We start from the raw sequence: 20586 nt of genomic DNA, 5'->3' as shown, positions 1-20586 counted from the left end.
TTAAGAATGAAACCAAGTTCGTCTAATCTTAAGAGGTATGATTTGCTTCAGATATTACTATCGGGCAGGGCATTCTTCGCATTAATTGTAATCATAATATCCTTTTCGGTAATGTCACCATATTATCTAACCGTTGAAAATATGATGATTATGTCGTCACATGTAGCCATATTTGGTTTATTAGCCATTGGTATGCTTATTGTTGTATTAAACGGTGGAATTGATTTATCGGTTGGGTCAGTTCTGGGACTCAGTGGTGTTTTTGCTGGTTTCCTAATCCAAGGCGTTTCTATAGAAAGCGAGGGTGTAACTATCTATCCTCCTATATGGGTGGTAGTACTGCTGACATGTGGTGTTGGTGCATTTATCGGATTAATCAATGCTATCTTGATTGCTTATCTTAAAGTGCCTGCATTCGTTGCAACTTTAGGTACGCTTTATGTTGCTCGGGGAATTGCTTTATTAATGACAAATGGCCTAACTTATAACAAGCTGGCAGGTGAAGTATCACTTGGAAATACCGGATTTGATTGGATTGGATTTAATCGTTTATTCGGTATCCCGATAGGTGTCATCGTCTTAGGCGTTGTGGTCATGATTGCTACTTTTATTTTGAATCGATCTAGCTTTGGCCGTTGGTTGTACGCTTCAGGCGGCAACGAGCGTGCAGCAGAATTATCTGGTGTTCCTGTGAGAAGCGTCAAAATATGGGCATATGTCATCTCGGGTGTTTGTGCTGCCATTGCTGGGTTGGTTTTATCATCACAACTAACTTCAGCAGGTCCTACCGCAGGTACAACTTATGAATTAACTGCAATTGCTGCAGTGGTTATCGGCGGTGCCGCCTTAACTGGTGGGCGAGGTAATGTGAGTGGAACACTTCTTGGTGCATTTGTTATTGGATTTTTATCGGATGGACTTGTCATGATTGGAGTCTCTTCTTATTGGCAAACGGTATTTACTGGCGCAGTAATAGTTTTGGCTGTATTGCTAAATAACATTCAACATGGTCGTAAACGTTAGGAGGGAAATTATTTAAACATGATATATATTGATTTGTGTAAGTCATTTAATTGAATGGTTACCATACTGAAATATTAATAAATGTATGAATTTTAAAAGGATGTTTGTGTATGATTAGTAAAATTAAAATGATGATTGCTTCATCTTTGGTCCTAATTTCAATGTTTTTTAGTGCCACTTCAGTAGCCGGTGGTTTGATTTCTATTATAGTCAACGACCCGTCAAATCCGTATTGGTTCACTGAAGGTGAAGTTGCAAAAGAAACAGCAATCAAACTAGGTTATGAAGCCAATCTAAGCGCTCACAAAGGTGATACAAACACAGAAAGTAAATTGATTGATACCGCAATTATTAATAAATCCGTTGCGATTATTCTTGATCCGGCAAATGCAGATGGATCTGTTGGAGCAGTGCGTAAAGCTGTTGATAAAGGAATTCCTGTTTTTATTATTAACGCAGAAATTAACCAAGCTGGCTTGGCAAAATCTCAGTTAGTTTCGAATAATGCACAGGGTGCAGCTTTAGGTGCGTTGGAATGGGTCCAAACCGTTGGCGAAGAAGGTAAATATGCTGAGCTGTTTGGTGCACCCTCCGATAACAATGCAGCAACGCGTTCGAATGGTTTTGAAACGATCATCACTCAATATCCTGATTTAGAAAAGGTCGCTAAAGATGTGGCGAATTGGGATAGAACGCAAGGCCACAATAAGATGCAATCCATGCTTCAATCTCATCCTGATATCGTTGGTGTTATTAGTGGTAATGATGAGATGGCGTTAGGCGCGATTGCTGCACTGAAACAAGCTGGCAAATTAAAAGATGTTGTCGTTGGTGGTTTTGATGGTTCACCAGATGCTGTTGATGCTGTAAGAGCCGGTGAACTTGCATATACCGTATTGCAACCCGTTGCGGTTTTTTCAGAAGCAGCAGTGCGTCAAGCAAATAGCTTTATCCGTACAGGAAAAACCGGTGCAGACACAGAGAAGCAATTGTTTGATTGTGTACTGATCACGGCGGAAAATGCTCATCAATATATCAAGCCTTTCGTTTTATCTGAGTAATTTTCAATGTGCGATATCAATTGATATCAAACACTTTAATATTTAAAGGAAGGGTACGTAATGTGTCAAAATGAACATTTTTCAAAATCACAAGATCATGCTGGTGACATCCCCAAAACGATGAAGGCAGTCGTTGCCTACGCGCCTTATGATTATCGGCTCGAGGATGTTGATGTCCCTGAAATCAACCAGGAAGAAATTCTCATTAAAGTTGAGGCATGCGGAATTTGTGCTGGAGATTTAAAATCATATCATGGAGCCCCGAGCTTTTGGGGGGATGAGACTCAACCTGCTTATATTAAAGCACCCATGATTCCAGGGCATGAATTCGTTGGAAGAATTGTCGCAATTGGTGACTTAGTCAAAGATTTTGAAGTGGGTGATCGAGTCATTTCAGAACAGATTGTTCCTTGTTGGGAATGCAGGTTTTGTAAAACGGGACAATATTGGATGTGCCAAAAACATGATGTTTATGGGTTCCAAAATAATGTGAATGGTGGCATGGCTGAATATATGAAGTTTCCGAAAGAATCGATTAACTTCAAGATCCCTGAAGATTTACCGATTGAGAAAGCCGTTCTGATTGAACCCTACGCTTGTTCTATGCATGCTGTTGAGCGCGCCAGTATTCGGCTTGGTGATTTTGTCGTCATCGCAGGTGCAGGCACGCTTGGCTTGGGTATGATTGGGGCGGCTAAAAAATCGGGTGCTGAAACTCTGCTTGTTTTAGACACCAAGAATGACAGACTGGAAATCGCGAAACACTTTGGTGCGGATATTGTTCTCAATCCATTGGAAGTTGATGTTGTCGCTGAAATTAAATCCATGACCGAAGGCTATGGCTGTGATGTATATATTGAAGCGACTGGGCATCCATCTTCGGTTGAACAGGGCCTTGCTGCAATACGTAATCTAGGTCGGTTTGTAGAGTTTAGTGTCTTTAAAGATCCTGTTACGGTTGATTGGAGTATTATTAGCGACCGTAAGGAACTGGATGTATTAGGTGCGCATCTGGGACCCTATTGTTACCCGTTAGTGATCAAGGGAATCGCTGATGGAAGTCTGCCTACAGAGGGGGTTGTCACGCATACATTTCCTTTAGAGAAATTTAAAGAAGGATTTGAATTGGTGACAAGAGGGGAAAATTCACTGAAAGTGATATTGGTTCCTTAACACAAATATAAGCATGATGCTGAATGACCCATCCGGTCATTCGTTATGATTTATATTTTTTCTGAAACACAATGTCAGAGAATGTTGGATAATTTTGATTGGGACGTCTGTCGATGAAAAGAACATCACTCTCCCGGTTATTGACCGAGGGAGTGATGGTCGAAAAGAAGGTTATGCTTCCGGCTTCAATCTTGTTCTCACAACCACTTTGTTTTCCAGGGTTTTGTGAACCGGGCACAAATCCGCGATTTCCGTCAAACGCTGTCTTTCATCGGGTGTCAGATCCCCCTTCAGAATCAGTTCACGAGAAATGACATCAATTTTGGGGTGTGTTTCATCGCACTCAAGGCAATCTTCACCATGTTCCCGGTTATGGGATAAAAGAATTTGAACATCCTCTAAGTTCAGGTTCTTCCGTTTGGCATACATCCGAAGCGTCATGGATGTACATGCCCCTAAGGCGGCGAGTAAATGTTCATACGGGTCAGGGCCTAAATTATCACCATTGACCGTCAAAGGTTCATCAGCAAGCCATTGATGGTGATCGGTTTCTATCCGGCGAGTGAACTGATGGTTTTTTTCTGTCACCCGAACATCACCTTTCTGCAGACCAGACGCTGTATTGTCGATCATCGGCGTGTCGGCGATGGTCTTGATATATCGCGTCGACCAAATCGCAATGCTTTGAGCCACAAAGGCTGCATCCGCTTTATTGGTCAGTAAATGGTCAGCGTGGTCTAAACTGATGAAGCTTTTGGGATGTTTGGCTTGCTTGTAGATTTTTTCAGCCTGCGCAATAGACACCGTTTTGTCTAAAGGGGAGTGAAAAATCAGTAATGGGACACGCAGCGATTCGATATCCTGCGCGGCCTGATGAATATCATCCAGAAATTGCTTCTGAATAGAAAACTTACGGCCCGCCAGATTCACCTGAGCGACGCCTTGGCTTTGAATTTCATCGAGCGATGCAGAGAACTGTTTGGCGACATGAGCCGCATCTGCCGGCGCGCCGATTGTTGCAACCGCCTGAACGCTTTGAATGCGTTGTGCGGCAGAGATGACCGCCCGGCCACCCAGACTATGGCCGATCAGCAACGAAGGTGCTAAATAATTTTCTTCCAGATATCTGGCCGCCGCGACCAAGTCTTCAACATTCGACGAGTAATTGGTATTTGCAAAATCACCCTCACTGCCTCCCAGGCCGGTGAAGTCAAAACGGAGTACCGCAAATCCAGCGTCCGTCAGCGAACGGGTAATTCTGGCGGCTGCAACAATGTCTTTGCCACAGGTAAAACAGTGCGCAAAAATAGCATAGCCTCTCGTGATATGGTCGGGTGCTTCCAACAGCGCTGCCAACTCAAGCCCGTGGCTCGTAAAGGTCAATTTGCTTTTTTTCGTTGCCATTTTATACCCCTTTGCATGTGCTTCGTCATCGTGTCAGACACTGAATCCGCTGGACGATTGAGAATGAAGTTTAAATGATGATAGGTCCTCATCGATGACATTGAGCGGATCCAGTGGAAATCCATATACAGACCCTGCAAATTTTCTTTTATGACACGCATGACGCGGAACCGGGATCATGCATCGTCAGAATTATTTTCCCTTCAGGCTCGAGCCATGGTTTTCAATCGTTTTTAATGCTCGTTGAAATTGCTCCAGTGTGGTCGGCATCTCACGTAATCTTGTGAGACAGAAAATGCGCAAGCATCTGCTCAAATTGTGCGTTGTTGATTCGGGTGTTGTGCGTGTGAGGGGGCATTGACGTTGTTTTTTCGTCATCCTACTGGCTCAAACTTGGAGGTGCGGGGAGTGAGCATTCACTGTGGTGTGTCTGCCTGCTTCCACAAGGGGAGAACTTCCCGTGAGGGATCGAGGCAGCTGTTCAGAGTAATAAGTGTTATTTTCCTGTTTAAGGTTAACTCAGTGATATTATCATCTAAAGTTGTGGGTTTTACCTTTTTAACTCACTGTGAGGATGTGTGGTACAGAATATTTGAATGGCCCTCAAATACCTGATTATTTGTGTGGTTATTCGGTTGTTTTTATCAGAAAACGTTGATCAACCACGTTTTTGCCCGGTTTCAGTTCATCGCCAAAAATTGCTGATAAAGCCACCGCGATTTGAACCTGGTCCCATTTTATTGCTTCTGGTTTCAGTGCAACTTTGACAGCTAATATTTCTGTCAACTATAGGTCATAACGTTTCCAATAACTGATGACTATTTATGAAAAAAATATTGCTTCTGTCGGCGCTGATGCCTGTTACCGCATTCGCGCAACCTGCTGAAATTCCAGCCCCCCGTGCCCCTTTGTCTGCCGCGCTGATTCAGGAAGTGCAAAGTGCCAATACCTACACTTATGTCCGGTGCTGGTATCGTCCGGCTCAGTCGCATGATGATCCGGCAACCACCTGGGAGTGGGCGCTGGATCAACATGGGGAGTACTACAAACTGAATGGCTACTGGTGGTCCGGCTGGTCATTTAAAAATATGTTTTATACCAGTACACCTCAGACTGAAATCCAGCAGCGCTGTGCGGATACGCTGGGTGTGACACATGAGACGGCAGATATGCTGTTTTATGCTGCCGATAACCGTTGGTCGTATAACCACACCGTGTGGAGCAACGATCAGGGAGCGGTGAGTGGTCTGAATAAAGTGGTGGCGTTTGGCGACAGTCTGTCAGACACCGGGAATTTGTTTAATGCGTCGCAGTGGGTGTTTCCAAACCGGAATTCCTGGTTCCTGGGCCACTTTTCGAACGGCTTCGTCTGGACCGAGTATTTGTCGGAAAGCCTGAACCTGCCCTTATACAACTGGGCAGTTGGCGGTGCGGCCGGTTCGAACCAGTATGTTGCCCTGACGGGGGTGACCGAGCAGGTGACATCGTATCTTGAGTACATGCAGCTGGCGAAAAACTACAATCCGGCGAATACCTTATTCACGCTGGAATTTGGTTTGAATGACTTCATGAACTATGACCGCAGTGTTGCGGATGCGTCGGCGGATTTCAGCGAGGCCATGAAGCGTTTAACTGCATCTGGCGCCAATCATATTTTGCTGATGACTTTGCCGGATGCCACCCGTGCGCCACAGTTCAAGTATTCGTCTCAGGCTGAGATCGACAAGGTTCAGGCAAAGATTCTGGCGTTTAATGCGTTTATTCAGGCGGAAGCGAAGCGGTATCAGGATCAAGGTGTCAATGTTGTCCTGTTTGATGCGCACAAGCTGTTTGATCAGATCACCTCCAATCCGCAGTCCCATGGTTTTGCCAATGCCAAAGATGCCTGTCTGGACATCAACCGCAACTCGGCAGCAGATTACCTATACAGCCACAGCTTTACGGATGAGTGCGCGTTGTATGGTTCAGATCAGTATGTTTTCTGGGGCGTGACACACCCGACAACGGCAACCCACAAATATATTGCTAATGCGATGTATCTTCCGGTGATTTCAAACTTTGAGATTCAGCCTTAAAACGATGTTCTCTCAGGCCGGGTGTACCTGCCTGGGAGAACATATGAATCAATCGGCGAACGCAATATCTCTCAGAAACAGGGCAATTTCAGGGAACACCACCAGTAATGCTGCCGATAACAGCAAGATGGCAATGAAGGGCCCGGTGCCCCGAATGACTTCCCAGTAGGGTTTCTTGAAGATCGCGATAGCGGTAAAGATATCGCAGCCAAAGGGCGGTGTTGCCGAACCAATTGCGACCTGCAGCGTAATGATAATCCCCACATGGACCGGATCCAGGTTTGTTGCTTCAATTGCCGGGGCAAAAATGGGGGTTAACACCAGAATCACGACAATGGGATCGACAAACATGCAAGCGATAAAGAACGCAACCGAAATTGAAGCGAGTACCCCAAGCGGCCCCATTTCATCAATGCCGACTGCTTCCAGAATGGTTTGCGGGATTTGCGCGAAAGAGATGATCCACGAGAAACCATTCCCGACACCGACCAGAATAAAGACCACGGCAGTGATCAGGCCGGTTGATTTGGCGATGGTGTAAATATCTTTACTGCCCAGCGAACGGAAGACGATAAATTCCAGAATGATGGCATAGAGCACACACACCGCCGCCGCTTCGGTCGGGCTGAATATGCCTCCGTAAATTCCACCCACGATGATCACCGGGAACATCAGCGGCCAGAGGGCTTCTCTAGCGGCCAGAAGGCGTTCAGACCAGCTGGCTTTCGGTTCTGTGGGTACCTTGTTGATGGTTGCGTATGCCAGACAATACAGCGAGAAGAAGGTCAGAATCATCAGACCCGGACCGACGCCTGCGATGAAAAGCTCTGCGATTGAGGTTTCAGAGATCACGCCGTAAATGATCATCCCGATACTGGGTGGGATCAGAAAGGCAATGTCACTGGCATTGATGATCAGGGCCAGTGAGAAGGAATCACTGTATCCGGCCCGGAGTAGCTTCGGGCGCAGTGCAGAACCGACTGCGACCACAGTGGCCTGAGTGGAACCAGACACGGCACCAAACAAGGTGCAGGACGTTGCGGTACTGATTGCCAGACCACCGCGGATGTGGCCGATAAAGGTCATGACCATGTGGATGAGGCGGTTGGCCGAATGGCCACGGGTCATGATATCTGCGGCGAGAATAAACATCGGAACTGCAATCAAAGAAGCCGGGCGAATCCCACCCAGTACTTGCTGGATGAAGGTATCCATTTGTCCCATGCCGCCAAACATCATGTAGAAACCGGTCAGAGCGGCGGTTATCAGAGGGATCATCATCGGGAAGCCAATCAAGAGCAGCACAATCATGATCAGCATCAGGGTCATTGCCATGGAGAATACCTTTTATACTTCACTTTCTGTGTCGGCGTAGCCGTCCAGCACGCCTGTCGATAAATAAATATCTTTGCTGGTGAGGTTCTTGTAAGCGGTCAGCAGGTATTGCAAACCGGTGACGGCAAAGCCCAGCGGGACCCAAATGTAAATCCACCAGATTTCAAAGCCTAATGCGGGGAGAATGCGCCCGCGTTCATAGACTGAAACGATGTACAGGTAAGCAAAGTAGGTGAGCAGAAACATGATGGCGGCAGTGAAGATGCACACCAGGATCATGACAATTTTCCGGCCTTGGAAGGGCAGCATGTCATACACAGCGGACATGCGGATATGCCGGCCATGACGGGCCGCATAGCCAATACCGGCAAAGGTAATCAGAATGATCAGAATCCGGTTGATTTCACCGGAGAAGAACAGCCCTTCGCCAAACCCGAAACGGGCGACGACATTGACACAGGTGTTGAGGGCCATCAGGAGCACACCGGTCGCAAGCATGATCGCTTCAGCTTTACAGATGAGTGTATCGACTTTGCCGAGTACACCGGGTAATTCCGAGTGATAATCCAAAGATTCGGAATCGGACATCGTGTTTTCCTCAGTCAACGGGCACCGTCTGAATCAACGGTGCCCGGTACAACGAATTATTGCTGTGCAGATTTCAGATCAGCTTTGAACTGATCCAGTAGTTCCTGACCATCCTTTCCGGTCATTTCAATGAAGGTTTTTTCTACCTGAGGGGCCCGGGCTTTGAACTTGTCAATTTGCGCCTGAGTCAGTCGGGTGACGGTGACGTCGTCACTTGCAGCTTCAATTTTTTCCAGAGATTTCTCCGCTAACCCGGTAATGTGTTTCATGGTTTCCTGGAAGGCATACTCAGACGCCTGACGCACCATGGCCTGATCGTCTTTCGACAGTTTGTCGAAGAATTTCTTATTGGCCATTGAAGCGGTGGTGAACCAGCCATGGCGGGTGAAAATCAGGTTTGGTGAAACCTCGTACAAGCCACCGGACTCGATCCAGAAGATCGGGTTTTCCTGTCCCTGAATCATATTGGTTTGCAGTGCGCCGTAAACCTCACCCCAGGGGAGCGGGGTCGGGGTTGCACCAAAGGCTTCGTAGGTGGAAGACAGCAACGGGTTGGTCATGACCCGGATCTTTTTCCCTTTCAGTTCTTCCGGGGAGGTAATGGGCTCGTCAACCGTCATCACCATTTCGCCTTCCGGGTACATCTTCAGCAATTCCAGCCCCTGCTTTTCATAAAGCGCCGGGAAGTTTTCATTCACTGCTTTGCTGGTCTTAAAGAAGTTGATGACAGATTTCATGTCCGTCGGCATCAGGTAAGGGATGAAGAAAATTTGAGCCTCAGGAATGAGTGAACCGGTAAAGCCGGGAGACTGATTGACAAACTGAAGAATCCCCGCCTGTGTCTGTTCCATAATATCGTCTGACTCACCCAGTTCACCAAAGCGGTAAATTTTCAGCGTATGGTCTGAATGCTCTTCGATATAATCTTTGAATTTGTGTGCATAAACGTCCTGAACATCGCCTTCATATTCTTCGTGAGCGTATCGCCAGGTATCGGCATTGGCCAGTGCGGAAAATCCGACAGAAGCAGCGATGCATGATATTGCAGCAAGATGTTTAACATGACGGTGAAATGACATCACGTCCCTCCTTGATGGGATGCTGAATTCGGTCTTTCGTTGTCGAAAATTACCTCACTCAGTTTGATGGGTTTACATCAAAATAAGAGGGTTTATCGACATTGAAGACTGAGAAATGAAGTGGTTATCCTTTTATACACTGACAATAGTATTGTTTTTATTAAAGAAATTCGTATCCGAAATGTCCTCTGCTGTGATTTAAATCACAAATAATGAAATAGGGTGTAATGAATGAAAGATGTGGTATTTTTCGGGTTGACAGTGATATTTGAGCGTTTCCTTTTTTAATTGAACGTTTAATTAAGTTTATTTTTATATTACTCGTAATAATAAAAATGAACGCTTTTTGTTGGGTTTTGAGTCAATATTATTTCATGCGTATTCTATTTTTTAGGTTTTATTTTATCTCTGGTTGAAATCGTTATAAATGACAGTCTCTGGTTCATAGGCCTGATAAGTCGGGCGTTCCCGGTTGGGAAAAATAACAGTCTTTCATGGTTTTTTATTTTTGGAGGTGGTCATCAAAGAGAAGTTTCAGGGGTTCCCCGGAAATGATGCATCCTGAAGGTGACAATGCATCATCTCTGAAGTGGGTGAGCCCGAGGCTGCCCGTTCAGAGCAGGCTCGGGTATGTTCACAGTGCAATGCTTCTGAATCCAAGTGGGCGAAAACGATGCGCCTGCCCATGGGGTGTGAATGGCGAGCAGTTCATGTCATCCGCTCAGCGCATACAACAGCCTGGACTGAATGAAAATTTTTTATCACCAAACGGTCTAATGCCGGGGTGGCTCTGACCGGAGAATTCGGTCAGAGTGGTGCCCTGTTGATCAGGATGAATATCACAAAAGGTGAAAGAGATGTCGAACGCATACGTACCCCCGAAAGTCTGGACGATGGATGCAGAAAACGGCGGCGAGTGGGCCAGTATCAACCGCCCGGAAGCCGGTGCTCGTTTTGAGCGGGAATTGCCAGTCGGGCAGCATCCATTGCAGCTCTATTCCATGGGGACACCCAATGGCCAGAAAATCACCATCATGCTGGAAGAGTTGCTGGCGCTGGGAGAATCGGGTGCTGAATACGATGCCCATTTGATCAGAATTGGTGACGGCGATCAGTTTTCATCTGGTTTTGTGGCGGTGAATCCAAACTCTAAGATTCCGGCGCTGGTGGATCGCTCGGGCAGTACTCCGGTGAATGTCTTTGAGTCGGGTTCGATTCTGCTGTATCTGGCGGAGAAGTTCGGTCAGCTACTGCCTCAGGATCATGCAGCTCGCACGCAAGTGCTGAACTGGCTGTTCTGGCTGCAAGGTTCAGCGCCATATCTGGGCGGTGGTTTTGGTCACTTCTATGCCTATGCCCCGGAAAAATTCGAATATCCTATTAATCGCTTTACGATGGAAGCGAAACGCCAGCTCGATTTGCTCGACAAACAACTGGCAGAAAATACCTATATTGCGGGTGAAACATTCAGTATTGCAGATATCGCCATTTGGCCGTGGTACGGCAATCTGGTTCTGGGGCTGGCTTATAATGCCGCTGAGTTTCTGGATGCCGGCAGTTATCAGCACCTGCAACGCTGGGCAAAAATGATTTATGAGCGTCCGGCCGTCCAGCGGGGCCGCATCGTGAATAAAACTTCCGGTGAAGCCTGGGAAGCGATTGAAGAGCGCCACAGTGCGGCAGATATTGACGCAGCACTCAAGCAGCGGCCGTAATGCAGCAAATGAATACAAAGGGAATGGCAGCCTCGGCTGCCATTTTTCTTGCTATCTTTCTTCCTGGACAACTTGTAAGTATTTAAGGCGTCCTGTACGCAAGGAACGGCCTGAATCACAACTTCGATCGTTTTAAAATGGCAGTTTTATCTGCCACTATCTTTGTCATCAATAGAGTTGTGCTTTAAAACGATAATGATTTTAAGCGTTTTAAATTTTCGGCGTCAGCAGAAATAATGATGTATTTATATTTTCCTTCTTTCAGGGAGACAACGGCATAAGGTTTTTTATTGGTCATCATGAAAACCTTTTCGCCGTTTTTACTTCTGAAGCTTCCCGCATTGTATCCAAACAAACTGATGCCATTGGTTCTATAACGAATGGAAATGTCTGACTTAGAATTTTCCTGGCTTTCAATGGACTCAATATTGTTGAGCATTGTTTGGTATTTCCAGATTTTACCGCCGACGAAAAGATGATGATCTTGAATCTCCACTTTAGACGTCAGAAGTTGTAGCATTGAAATAGCATAAAATGCCAGAATCAAGATGGCCACAGAGATTGTGATCCAGTTTAATCCGGGTGTCAGACTTAAAATTGCTCCCCCAATAAAAATAATGCTGAGAATGACTATTGTGGATATATGGGCATCAACGGGGTAGGTCATTGTAATACCTCATATTGCCTTTGTATAATCCGATTCATGGCTGCCATGACTTGATCATATTCACCATCTGGGATGGTGATTAAACCAAGGTTGAGGGCAGCATCAATTGCTGCTTTTGATTCAGATTGCTTCATTTTTATAAATGATTGGTGTGCTAATACCGGTGAATTAAAATAAGAAGAGACATCAGACAAAACCAAATGGTTTTCTTTGACTGTCTGACTTGAGATATGAGAGGCTCTTGAAGCCTGGTGGCATGACGTACAGTTACTGCCGCCACCACCATGCCCTCCTCGAGCTGTTGCATTGACGACACCTCCGTCACCGCCACTCACGGAAAAAGCTGCTTTTGTGACAACATATGCACCTGCCGCGGCAATAACCACGACAGCACCAGCAACCGCTGCAGCAGCAACAACCAGGACAGGCACCGCGGCAACAACCTGTTCATTGGACTGACTTTTGACCGTATTCAGTAAATAAGCGTAATCCGATTGTGTGATATCTTTCGTCAGTTGTTTCGATATTGTTGATTGAATCTCTTTCCGTAAGCTTTGATTCCCTTCCAATGCCCGAGAGATATTTTGAGCTAATTTGGCTTCTGCCTCTGGATTCAGAAGGCCACGATCGATGAGTTCCAGATAGAGTTGTTCAAAGTTTTCGATGGCAACTAATTGTTCCAGATAAGGATCTGCCAAAGCTGTCAGGAGCTGGTGTTCATAAGTCTGGGACAACTCCTCATCCTTCATCGAATGAAAATTAAAGCTTTTTGCGTAATTCTGATAGTCTGACAAACTTTTAATCTGGCTCCAGATTTGATCAAGCTTCTCAATGTCAGCCCAGACTGCTTGAGGGAGATGAGACTTTCTCAGCTCAATTTTGAGTCTGGGAGTAAGATGACCATTTTCAGTCTCGGATAAGATACTCCTAGGCTTGCCGAAAATTCTTTCGGAATCAGGTTCTGAATTTAAAGCAGAGGCTGGAATAGACGGGATCGCCAAAGTTCCTATAACACCATAGGTTGTAAACTTATTTGTTTTTTTCATAAGTATTCTTGGGTCGCTTTGATCAGGTGATAAGTGTTTAATACGCGAACAATATTGTCAGGGTATATTTCGATGAGTCGTGCTCTCATGTCTGGTTCATTATGGATAATTGCGCAAGCCTGACATGGATGTGTGATTTTATCTAAGCGTTCATGACGATCTCCTATTAGTTTTTTCAGAATGTTGTAAGGGCCATCAATTTTGATCCAGAGTTTTAAAAAATCATATTCCTGTTCTCGTTTGTAACTGCCAATGTCCTGAATGTGTGATAACTTCATTTCGTGAATATGAGAGACAGTTAATCCGCAGCAGGCTGTGATTTCTTTATCTGGCGTTGCAACCATGACATCAAATAAATTATCGCAACCTTTTTCGAGTCCATTGACCTGAGTGACAAGCGCGCGTTCTTCGCTTGTTTCATGAAAACTCATCCATGAGTTCACTCTGAGTTCAAATAAATTGTTTCCCTGCAATTGTTTAATTTTCGGGTTGGTGTGAAAAGACTCAAAGCAATCCGATGTTTGAGTATCGGTTTCCAGTGTCACCAAGGTGAAAATAGATTGACTTACGAGCGCTGTGACCGCATTCACAATGGTGTTTTCTGAAACCCACTGCTGGTGATCAAGGCCAGTACTCAGGTTGATTTCATTCACACCGGCCTGTTTCAGTTTTTGTGCATACTCCATGGCTTTCTCTGGTCGTTTCGCCCAGTAGCCGTTGGTCACACAGCGTGTTGCGAGCCCAAGTTGAGTGCACTTGGTAATTAATGAAAAGAGCTTGTCCTTCAGCATGAAGCATTCGCCGCCAGTAAAAACGACGAGACGAATAGAAGGATGCTCCTGAATCGCATCATCAATAAACTGACTCATCTCAGCGTAACTTAATGATTTTGTGATGGAAGGACTGCATTCGAAACAGCAATCAGCACAAGCAGCTGTGCACTGGTATGTCGTAATAATTGATAGCGTGCTAGGCGATATCTCGATTTTAAACAACTGATCAGACACCGTTTACCTCAAATAAGAATTAAAATCATAATCAAACGCACTCATAATACATTTGTTTCATATGGTGATGTAGATCGATATGTTTAGATTGTGATCTGTATATACAAGAAAAGTTTAGTCTATATGACTGTATATATTGAGGATTTATTGGGCATTATTCTGATTTGTAAGGGTTTTATAGGCGATGTCCCCTTTGTTTATGGGGCGTGGTGAGTGTGTGACTTTCAAAGGAAACGTGTTGATTGAAAACTGATTCTGCCCGAATCATAAGTCCGGATAGCGCAGGTTGTGACTCAGAGGTTGGAGAGTGGAAGATAAGGCGGTGAGAGACCGGAACAATCAGTTTGTCTGAATTGCTCCGGTCAGGCGCTTGGATTAAATCCGGTCTTCCATCAGCGGCTTGTGGCCTCGCAGGCGGCTGATGTCTGTCATGGGCGGGATGCCAAATAGCCGGCTGTATTCCCGGTTGAAGTGGGACGGGCTTTCATAGCCGACCCGATAACTGGCGGCGGAAGCGTCAAGGCCGTCTTGCAGCATGATCCGGCGGGCTTCATTGAGGCGAAGCTGTTTCTGAAACTGCAGCGGCGTCATGGACGTCACGGCTTTGAAGGCGTTGAACAGGGAAGACTGGCTCATGTGCACCATATCGGCCAGCTCCTGAACCCGGATGGGTTCCCGGTATCGCTGCTGAATCATTTCAACAACTTTGCTGATGCGGTTGGCCTGCGTGTCCCGAAGCAGGAACTGGCGAAGCTGTACGCCTGCCGGGCTTTTGAGCAGCCGATACATGAGTTCCCGTTTGAGCAGTGGCAGCATAATCGCAATGTCTTCCGGATGGTCAAGCAGACTCAGAAAACGTTTGAACACCACCAGCATGTCCTCATCAGAAGCCACAGTTCTGATGCAGTAGGGACATTTGGTGATGGCCTCAGGCGGCTCTTTCATGGCAATCAGCAAATCGGTCAGTTCTTTGAGATCCAGCGAAATGCTGATGCCAATGTAAGGTTGCTCCTCTGAAGCACGAAGGATTTCGCCGACCACAGGCATCATCACAGGCACCAGCAAGAAATCCCCGGCAGTCAGCATCAATTCACGCGCACCTGCCGTAATACGTTTTTCACCCTGCACCAGTAAGCACAACATCGGGCTGTAAATCGTTGGGGAACAGGCGCTGTTTTCTGTGCTGTGCATCAGTTTCAATTCCGGCAGGACTGTGTCAGTCAGTCCCGGCCCATCAATGTGCCGATTCACCAGATGGATTAATTCTTCTTGGATCGCTGTCATGCCGTTACTCACTTAGTTCATCCCTCATGCGACTATAGAGTATAAGGCAAGCTTTCGGCCAGGGTTTTATGGAAAGATACCCTTCGGAGGAATAGGCAAGGATTGTGTAGGAACAGGCAAGGTGCTTGTCGGGAGGGCAGATTAGTCATCATTTTGGGTGTGTGAATCTGAGCGTGAAAGCGCCTTGATTCAATGGGAGAATTTCTTCTTTTGTAGAAATAGGCAATCATCCCCGAGGTTTCGACAATATCAATAAGCTGAATGAGACATAAACTGACAAGGTGAAATCTGAACCCGGTGCCGTGGTTCGGTCACGACATTACATTGATTACATTCAGCCCAGCAACGTCAGAGAGGATTGCCTGATGATGACTTTGAACCGATTTGGAGACCGCCTTCGGGGCGGCATTTCTGTGATTTTGCTGTCCGCCTCCGGGGCAGCGTTTGGCAATGAATCTCCGGCATCGCCTCAGCTTCCGCAAATCAGTGTCGCCGCTGTGATCAGCGAACGAATCACCGAGTGGGACGAATATACGGGCCGTTTGCAAGCGCCGGTCACTGTGGCACTCAAGCCACGCGTGTCGGGATATGTGACGGAAGTGGCTTACCGGGAAGGCGATTTGGTTCAGCAGGGCGAGGTACTGTTCAGAATTGATGATCGCCTGTTCCGTGCTGAAGTTGAGCGGCTGGAAGCGCAGCAGGTCAGTATGCAAAGTCAACTAAAGCTGGCTGAAAGCGAGTTCGTCCGGGCGAAACGGTTGAATGCGACCAAAGCCATCTCTGCCGATATCTATGACAACCGTCAGGCCGCACTCCAGCAGGCCAAAGCAGAGCTGGATGCGCTCAAAGCATCGCTGAAGCATGCCCGTTTGCAGTTGTCATTTACCGAAGTGGTATCGCCAATCGACGGTCGGGTGTCCCATGCTCAGGTGACGCAGGGGAATTATGTCACCAGTGGTCAGAGTGAACTGACGACCATCGTCTCGACCGAACAGATGTATGCCTGGTTTGATGTCGATGAACAAACCTACCTGAATTATGTTCGCAATCACCTGTTGCGTGTGTCTGAGCACAGTGATTCCAGTCCGGTGATGATGGCCTTGTCTGGTGATGCCGGATTTTCATATCAGGGCCATATCGATTTTGTGAATAACACCGTCAGCCAGCAGACGGGTTCGATCCGGATGAGAGCGACGTTTGAGAATGAAGCGCAGATGCTGATGCCCGGCCTTTTTGCCCGTTTACGTCTGGTGGGCAGCAAGCCTTATGACGCCATTCTGATTGATGAAAAAGCAGTCGGTACGGATCTTAACCGGAAGTATGTCCTGAAACTGGATGAAGCCAATGTGGTGACTTACCAGCCAGTGACACTGGGAGAGAAAGTCGCCGGATTACGCGTGGTGCAGTCCGGTTTAACAGCAGCAGACAGAATCGTGGTCAGCGGCTTGCAGAAAGTCCGGCCCAGTATGCAGGTGTCACCAAAGATCGTTGAGATGGCGACGACCGAACAGCTGGCGGATATTCACCGTCTTCAGCAATGGGGCACGGAAGCCGGTCAGGTGGAAGAAAACCACGTACTGACCGCCCGCCAATCGACCGACGCCCAGTAAACAGGATTCTTCTATGTTTTCACAATATTTTATTCGCAGACCTGTCTTTGCTTCGGTGCTGTCGCTGCTGTTTGTGATTGTCGGCAGTATTGCGGTCTGGCAACTGCCGATCACTGAATATCCGGAAGTGGTGCCGCCGACCGTGGTCGTGACGGCAAAATATCCCGGCGCGAACCCAGACGTGATTGCTCAGACCGTGGCTTCGCCGCTGGAGCAGGAAATCAATGGCGTGGAGAACATGCTGTATATGTCGTCGCAGTCCACTGCCGACGGCATGATGACGCTGACCATTACTTTTGCCATCGGTACGGATGTGGATCTGGCGGTGTCTCAGGTGCAAAGCCGGGTTGACCGGGCACTGCCGCGCTTGCCGCAGCAGGTACAGCGGCTGGGCGTGGTGACGGAAAAGTCATCCCCCAATCTGACCATGGTGGTGCATCTGTTCTCGCCGGATGATCGCTACGACATGCTGTATTTATCCAATTTTGCCAACCTCAAAGTGAAGGATGAACTGGCGAAAGTCAGTGGTGTCGGCTCTGTCCGGTCCTTTGGTGCGGGCAACTTCAGTATGCGGGTCTGGTTGGATCCGGGTCAGGTCGCAGCGTTGCAACTGACCCCGGCGGATATTGCCGAAGCGATTCGTCAGCAGAACCAGCAGGCCGTTGCGGGTAGTCTGGGCACCCAACCGGCTACCCACTCGGATTATCAGTTACTGATCAATGTGAAAGGGCGGCTCTCGACTGTTGAGGAGTTTGAAAACATCATCATCCGAGTGGGTGAGCAGGGTGAAATCAGCCGCCTGAAAGATGTCGCCCGGATTGAGCTGGGCGCGGATTCCTACGCGCTGCGTTCGACGCTGGATAATCAGGATGCCGCAGCCATTGGTATTTTCCAGGCCGCGGGCTCGAATGCGATTCAGATCTCCAATGATGTTCGCGAGACCATGGCGCGTCTGGCGGAAGACTTCCCGGAAGGTGTGTCTTATGAAATCGCCTACGACCCGACTGTCTTTGTGCGGGGCTCGATTGAAGCCGTGATTCAAACCCTGCTGGAAGCCGTGCTGCTGGTGGTTGCCGTGGTGGTGCTGTTCCTGCAAACCTGGCGGGCATCGATTATTCCGCTGGTGGCGGTGCCTGTCTCACTGATTGGTACCTTCGCCTTTATGCTGCTGATGGGATTCTCCCTCAATGCCCTGTCACTTTTCGGGCTGGTGCTGGCAATCGGCATCGTGGTGGATGATGCCATCGTGGTGGTGGAAAACGTCGAGCGGAATATCAGTGAAGGATTGTCCCCGGTTGATGCGACGGTGAAAGCCATGCGCGAAGTGACCGGGCCGATTGTCGCGACCACGCTGGTACTGGCTGCGGTATTTATTCCGACGGCATTCATGACGGGACTGACCGGTCAGTTTTACAAGCAGTTTGCGTTGACGATTACGATTTCAACGTTTATTTCCGCGATTAACTCACTGACGCTGAGTCCGGCATTATCCGCGCTATTGCTCAAAGGACATGATGCGCCGAAAGACTGGCTGACCCGTGGCATGGACCGTCTGTTTGGCCGCTGGCTGTTTAACCCGTTTAACCGCGTCTTCGGTGCCTTGTCGAATGGCTATGGTGTGGTGGTGCGTAAAGTCATTCGTGCCGGTGCGATCGCTGCTGTGGCTTATGTTGCCTTACTGGGGTTGACGGGCTATCAGTTTGCCACCACACCGACGGGCTATATTCCGGCGCAGGACAAGCAATACCTGATTGCTTTTGCCCAATTGCCGAATGCGGCTTCGCTGGATCGTACCGATGCCGTGCTAGAAAAAATGTCGGCGCTGGCACTGGCGCAGGATGGCGTCACCAATACACTGGGCTTCCCCGGACTGAGTATTAACGGATTCACCAATGCCTCCAACAGCGGCATTGTGTTTGTGATGCTGGATGATTTCGATCAGCGTCAGGATCCGGCAGACAGTGCCTATGCGATCGCTGCCCGGCTCAATCAGCAATATGCCGGAATTGAAGAAGCCTTTGTCGCGGTCTTCCCGCCACCACCTGTGATGGGCTTGGGCACGATTGGCGGCTTCCGGTTGCAGATTGAAGACCGGAACGGACTGGGTTTTGAGGCCTTACATCAGGCGACGATGACGGTGATGCAAAAGGCAGCGGCGACGCCGGAGCTGGCCGGGGTGTTTTCCGGGTATCAGGTCAACGTGCCGCAACTGGATATTGAAGTTGACAGAACCAAAGCCATGCAACAGGGCGTGAATCTGGATATGCTTTTCCAGACGCTGCAGGGCTATCTGAGTTCAACCTATGTCAATGATTTGAATCTGTTTGGCCGGACCTATCAGGTCAATATGCAGGCCGATCAGGCGTATCGTCAGGATGCAGCGCAGGTCGGGCAAATCAAAGTCCGGAATGATCAGGGAGATATGGTGCCGATTGATTCTTTCATCCATGTGAAAGATACCGCCGGGCCAGATCGCGTGATGCATTACAACGGCTTTATGACCGCGGAAATCAATGGTGGTCCGGCACCGGGTTACAGCTCGGGTGAGGCCCAGGCCGCCATCGAGAAAATTCTGGCGGACACCCTGCCGCGGGGAATGGATTACGAGTGGACCGAACTGACCTATCAGCAGATGATCACCGGAGACAGCAACCTCTATGTGTATCCGCTGGTGATCCTGCTGGTGTTCATGGTCCTGGCCGCTCAGTATGAAAGTGTCCGCTTGCCGATGGCGATCATTCTGATTATTCCGCTGACGCTGCTTTCCGCACTCAGTGGGGTGGTGCTCTACGGCGGCGACAACAATATCCTGACCCAGATTGGCTTTATCGTGCTGGTTGGGCTGGCGACCAAGAATGCCATCCTGATCGTCGAGTTTGCCAAAGAGTTGCAGGATCAGGGGTACTCGGTGAAAGACGCGATTCTGGAAGCCAGCCGGTTGCGGTTACGACCGATTCTGATGACCTCGATTGCCTTCATCATGGGTGTCGCACCCTTGGTGTATTCGACCGGCGCGGGTGCCGAAATGCGCCAGGCAATGGGGGTTGCCGTGTTCTCCGGCATGATTGGTGTCACCGTATTCGGACTTTTGCTGACCCCGCTGTTTTACTACCTGTTGGCGAAGCGGGGGCAGCAGAAAGCACCGGCGGCGACAGAGCCACCCGCACTGGAAAACGTTCAAGAGGCATCATGAGTGAGATCTGGCAGGATACATGCGTTGGCATATTGCTGTGCTGTGCGGTCAGTCTCTCTCCTGTGCTTGACCGCTCTGTGTCACCCGAGGGGCTGTTTCAGGCCTCTCGGGAGGCCTCGCAGTTCAATGGCGAGGCCTGGCAGAAATTGCTCAATCCGGTTGTACTGGACAATTTGTCCGGACAGAGTTCAGGAGCGGCCGGAAATCATGCCGTCCGGGCCGGCGGTAGCACACAACGCATCCCACAGTCATGATTGCCAATCTGGGCGGTAATGTCGATCACATCGGTTTCAAAATCCGTTGGTTTCGGGCGTGGCGGTTCAAGT

17 protein-coding genes are annotated in these 20586 nt (G+C 48.2%); 8 read left to right on the top strand and 9 right to left on the bottom strand.

Going from position 1 to position 20586, the window contains the following annotated elements; translation table 11 throughout:
• Positions 1-6 precede the first annotated feature (6 nt).
• The 3 genes from KDD30_RS09710 to KDD30_RS09700 all read left to right on the top strand — a co-directional run bounded on the left by KDD30_RS09710 (position 7) and on the right by KDD30_RS09700 (position 3257).
• Complete coding sequence (locus KDD30_RS09710; protein ID WP_211645682.1) at positions 7-1023, top strand: ABC transporter permease; 1017 nt, start codon at positions 7-9, stop codon at positions 1021-1023.
• 110 nt (positions 1024-1133) lie between these two features.
• Positions 1134-2084 (top strand): D-ribose ABC transporter substrate-binding protein, encoded by a 951-nt coding sequence (locus KDD30_RS09705; protein WP_211645681.1) that lies wholly within the window; start codon positions 1134-1136, stop codon positions 2082-2084.
• A gap of 60 nt (positions 2085-2144) precedes the next feature.
• Positions 2145-3257: an alcohol dehydrogenase catalytic domain-containing protein gene (locus KDD30_RS09700; RefSeq protein WP_211645680.1), complete on the top strand. Its 1113-nt coding sequence runs from the start codon at positions 2145-2147 to the stop codon at positions 3255-3257.
• 171 nt (positions 3258-3428) lie between these two features.
• Here KDD30_RS09700 and KDD30_RS09695 read toward each other — a convergent pair whose 3' ends face one another.
• Both KDD30_RS09695 and KDD30_RS09690 read right to left on the bottom strand, forming a co-directional pair.
• Positions 3429-4661 (bottom strand): bifunctional alpha/beta hydrolase/OsmC family protein, encoded by a 1233-nt coding sequence (locus KDD30_RS09695; RefSeq protein WP_211645679.1) that lies wholly within the window; start codon positions 4659-4661, stop codon positions 3429-3431.
• A 627-nt stretch (positions 4662-5288) separates the two neighbouring features.
• The gene (locus tag KDD30_RS09690) at positions 5289-5447 is read right to left on the bottom strand and encodes a hypothetical protein (protein ID WP_211645678.1); all 159 of its coding nucleotides are present in this window, start codon (positions 5445-5447) and stop codon (positions 5289-5291) included.
• A 38-nt stretch (positions 5448-5485) separates the two neighbouring features.
• Between KDD30_RS09690 and KDD30_RS09685 the strand changes: the two genes are divergently transcribed.
• Positions 5486-6736, top strand: a complete 1251-nt coding sequence (locus tag KDD30_RS09685; RefSeq protein WP_211645677.1) for an SGNH/GDSL hydrolase family protein — start codon at positions 5486-5488, stop codon at positions 6734-6736.
• A gap of 48 nt (positions 6737-6784) precedes the next feature.
• Here the strand turns inward: KDD30_RS09685 and KDD30_RS09680 are convergent, their stop codons facing one another.
• From KDD30_RS09680 to dctP, 3 genes are read right to left on the bottom strand one after another with little or no spacing between them, the layout of a single operon-like run.
• A complete protein-coding gene (locus tag KDD30_RS09680) occupies positions 6785-8071 on the bottom strand; it encodes a TRAP transporter large permease (RefSeq protein ID WP_211645676.1) in 1287 nt (428 codons plus the stop codon).
• A gap of 12 nt (positions 8072-8083) precedes the next feature.
• A complete protein-coding gene (locus KDD30_RS09675; protein WP_211645675.1) occupies positions 8084-8659 on the bottom strand; it encodes a TRAP transporter small permease in 576 nt (191 codons plus the stop codon).
• Between the two features lie 56 nt (positions 8660-8715).
• Positions 8716-9738, bottom strand: a complete 1023-nt coding sequence (gene dctP / locus KDD30_RS09670) for a TRAP transporter substrate-binding protein DctP (RefSeq protein WP_211645674.1) — start codon at positions 9736-9738, stop codon at positions 8716-8718.
• An 857-nt stretch (positions 9739-10595) separates the two neighbouring features.
• Between dctP and yghU the strand changes: the two genes are divergently transcribed.
• Positions 10596-11453, top strand: coding sequence for a glutathione-dependent disulfide-bond oxidoreductase (yghU, locus tag KDD30_RS09665; protein WP_211645673.1), 858 nt, complete (start codon positions 10596-10598; stop codon positions 11451-11453).
• Between the two features lie 184 nt (positions 11454-11637).
• Here the strand turns inward: yghU and KDD30_RS09660 are convergent, their stop codons facing one another.
• The 4 genes from KDD30_RS09660 to KDD30_RS09645 all read right to left on the bottom strand — a co-directional run bounded on the left by KDD30_RS09660 (position 11638) and on the right by KDD30_RS09645 (position 15457).
• The gene (locus tag KDD30_RS09660; RefSeq protein WP_211645672.1) at positions 11638-12120 is read right to left on the bottom strand and encodes a PH domain-containing protein; all 483 of its coding nucleotides are present in this window, start codon (positions 12118-12120) and stop codon (positions 11638-11640) included.
• Positions 12117-13166 (bottom strand): hypothetical protein, encoded by a 1050-nt coding sequence (locus tag KDD30_RS09655; RefSeq protein ID WP_211645671.1) that lies wholly within the window; start codon positions 13164-13166, stop codon positions 12117-12119. The genes KDD30_RS09660 and KDD30_RS09655 overlap by 4 nt, the downstream gene beginning before the upstream one ends.
• Complete coding sequence (locus tag KDD30_RS09650; protein WP_211645670.1) at positions 13163-14173, bottom strand: radical SAM protein; 1011 nt, start codon at positions 14171-14173, stop codon at positions 13163-13165. Before KDD30_RS09650 ends, KDD30_RS09655 begins: the two co-directional genes overlap by 4 nt.
• A gap of 375 nt (positions 14174-14548) precedes the next feature.
• On the bottom strand, positions 14549-15457 hold the full coding sequence (locus KDD30_RS09645; protein WP_211645669.1) for an AraC family transcriptional regulator: 909 nt from the start codon (positions 15455-15457) through the stop codon (positions 14549-14551).
• Between the two features lie 365 nt (positions 15458-15822).
• Here KDD30_RS09645 and KDD30_RS09640 point away from each other — a divergent pair, with 365 nt between their 5' ends.
• Genes KDD30_RS09640 through KDD30_RS09630 form a run of 3 tightly spaced genes read left to right on the top strand, consistent with a single transcriptional unit; the run spans position 15823 to position 20514 of the window.
• Entirely contained in the window at positions 15823-17067 is a 1245-nt protein-coding gene (locus KDD30_RS09640; RefSeq protein ID WP_211645668.1) for an efflux RND transporter periplasmic adaptor subunit, read from the top strand.
• Positions 17068-17080: 13 nt separating this feature from the next.
• Positions 17081-20260 carry an efflux RND transporter permease subunit gene (locus KDD30_RS09635; protein WP_211645667.1) on the top strand — a complete coding sequence of 1060 codons (3180 nt, stop codon included), beginning with the start codon at positions 17081-17083 and terminating at the stop codon, positions 20258-20260.
• Positions 20257-20514: a hypothetical protein gene (locus tag KDD30_RS09630; RefSeq protein ID WP_211645666.1), complete on the top strand. Its 258-nt coding sequence runs from the start codon at positions 20257-20259 to the stop codon at positions 20512-20514. The genes KDD30_RS09635 and KDD30_RS09630 overlap by 4 nt, the downstream gene beginning before the upstream one ends.
• Positions 20515-20586 lie beyond the last annotated feature (72 nt).

The organism is Photobacterium sp. GJ3 (assembly GCF_018199995.1).
In the GTDB taxonomy this organism is placed as follows: Bacteria; Pseudomonadota; Gammaproteobacteria; order Enterobacterales; family Vibrionaceae; genus Photobacterium.
Note: the sequence above shows the minus strand (reverse complement) of the source record. Positions and strands in the feature narration are given on the sequence as shown.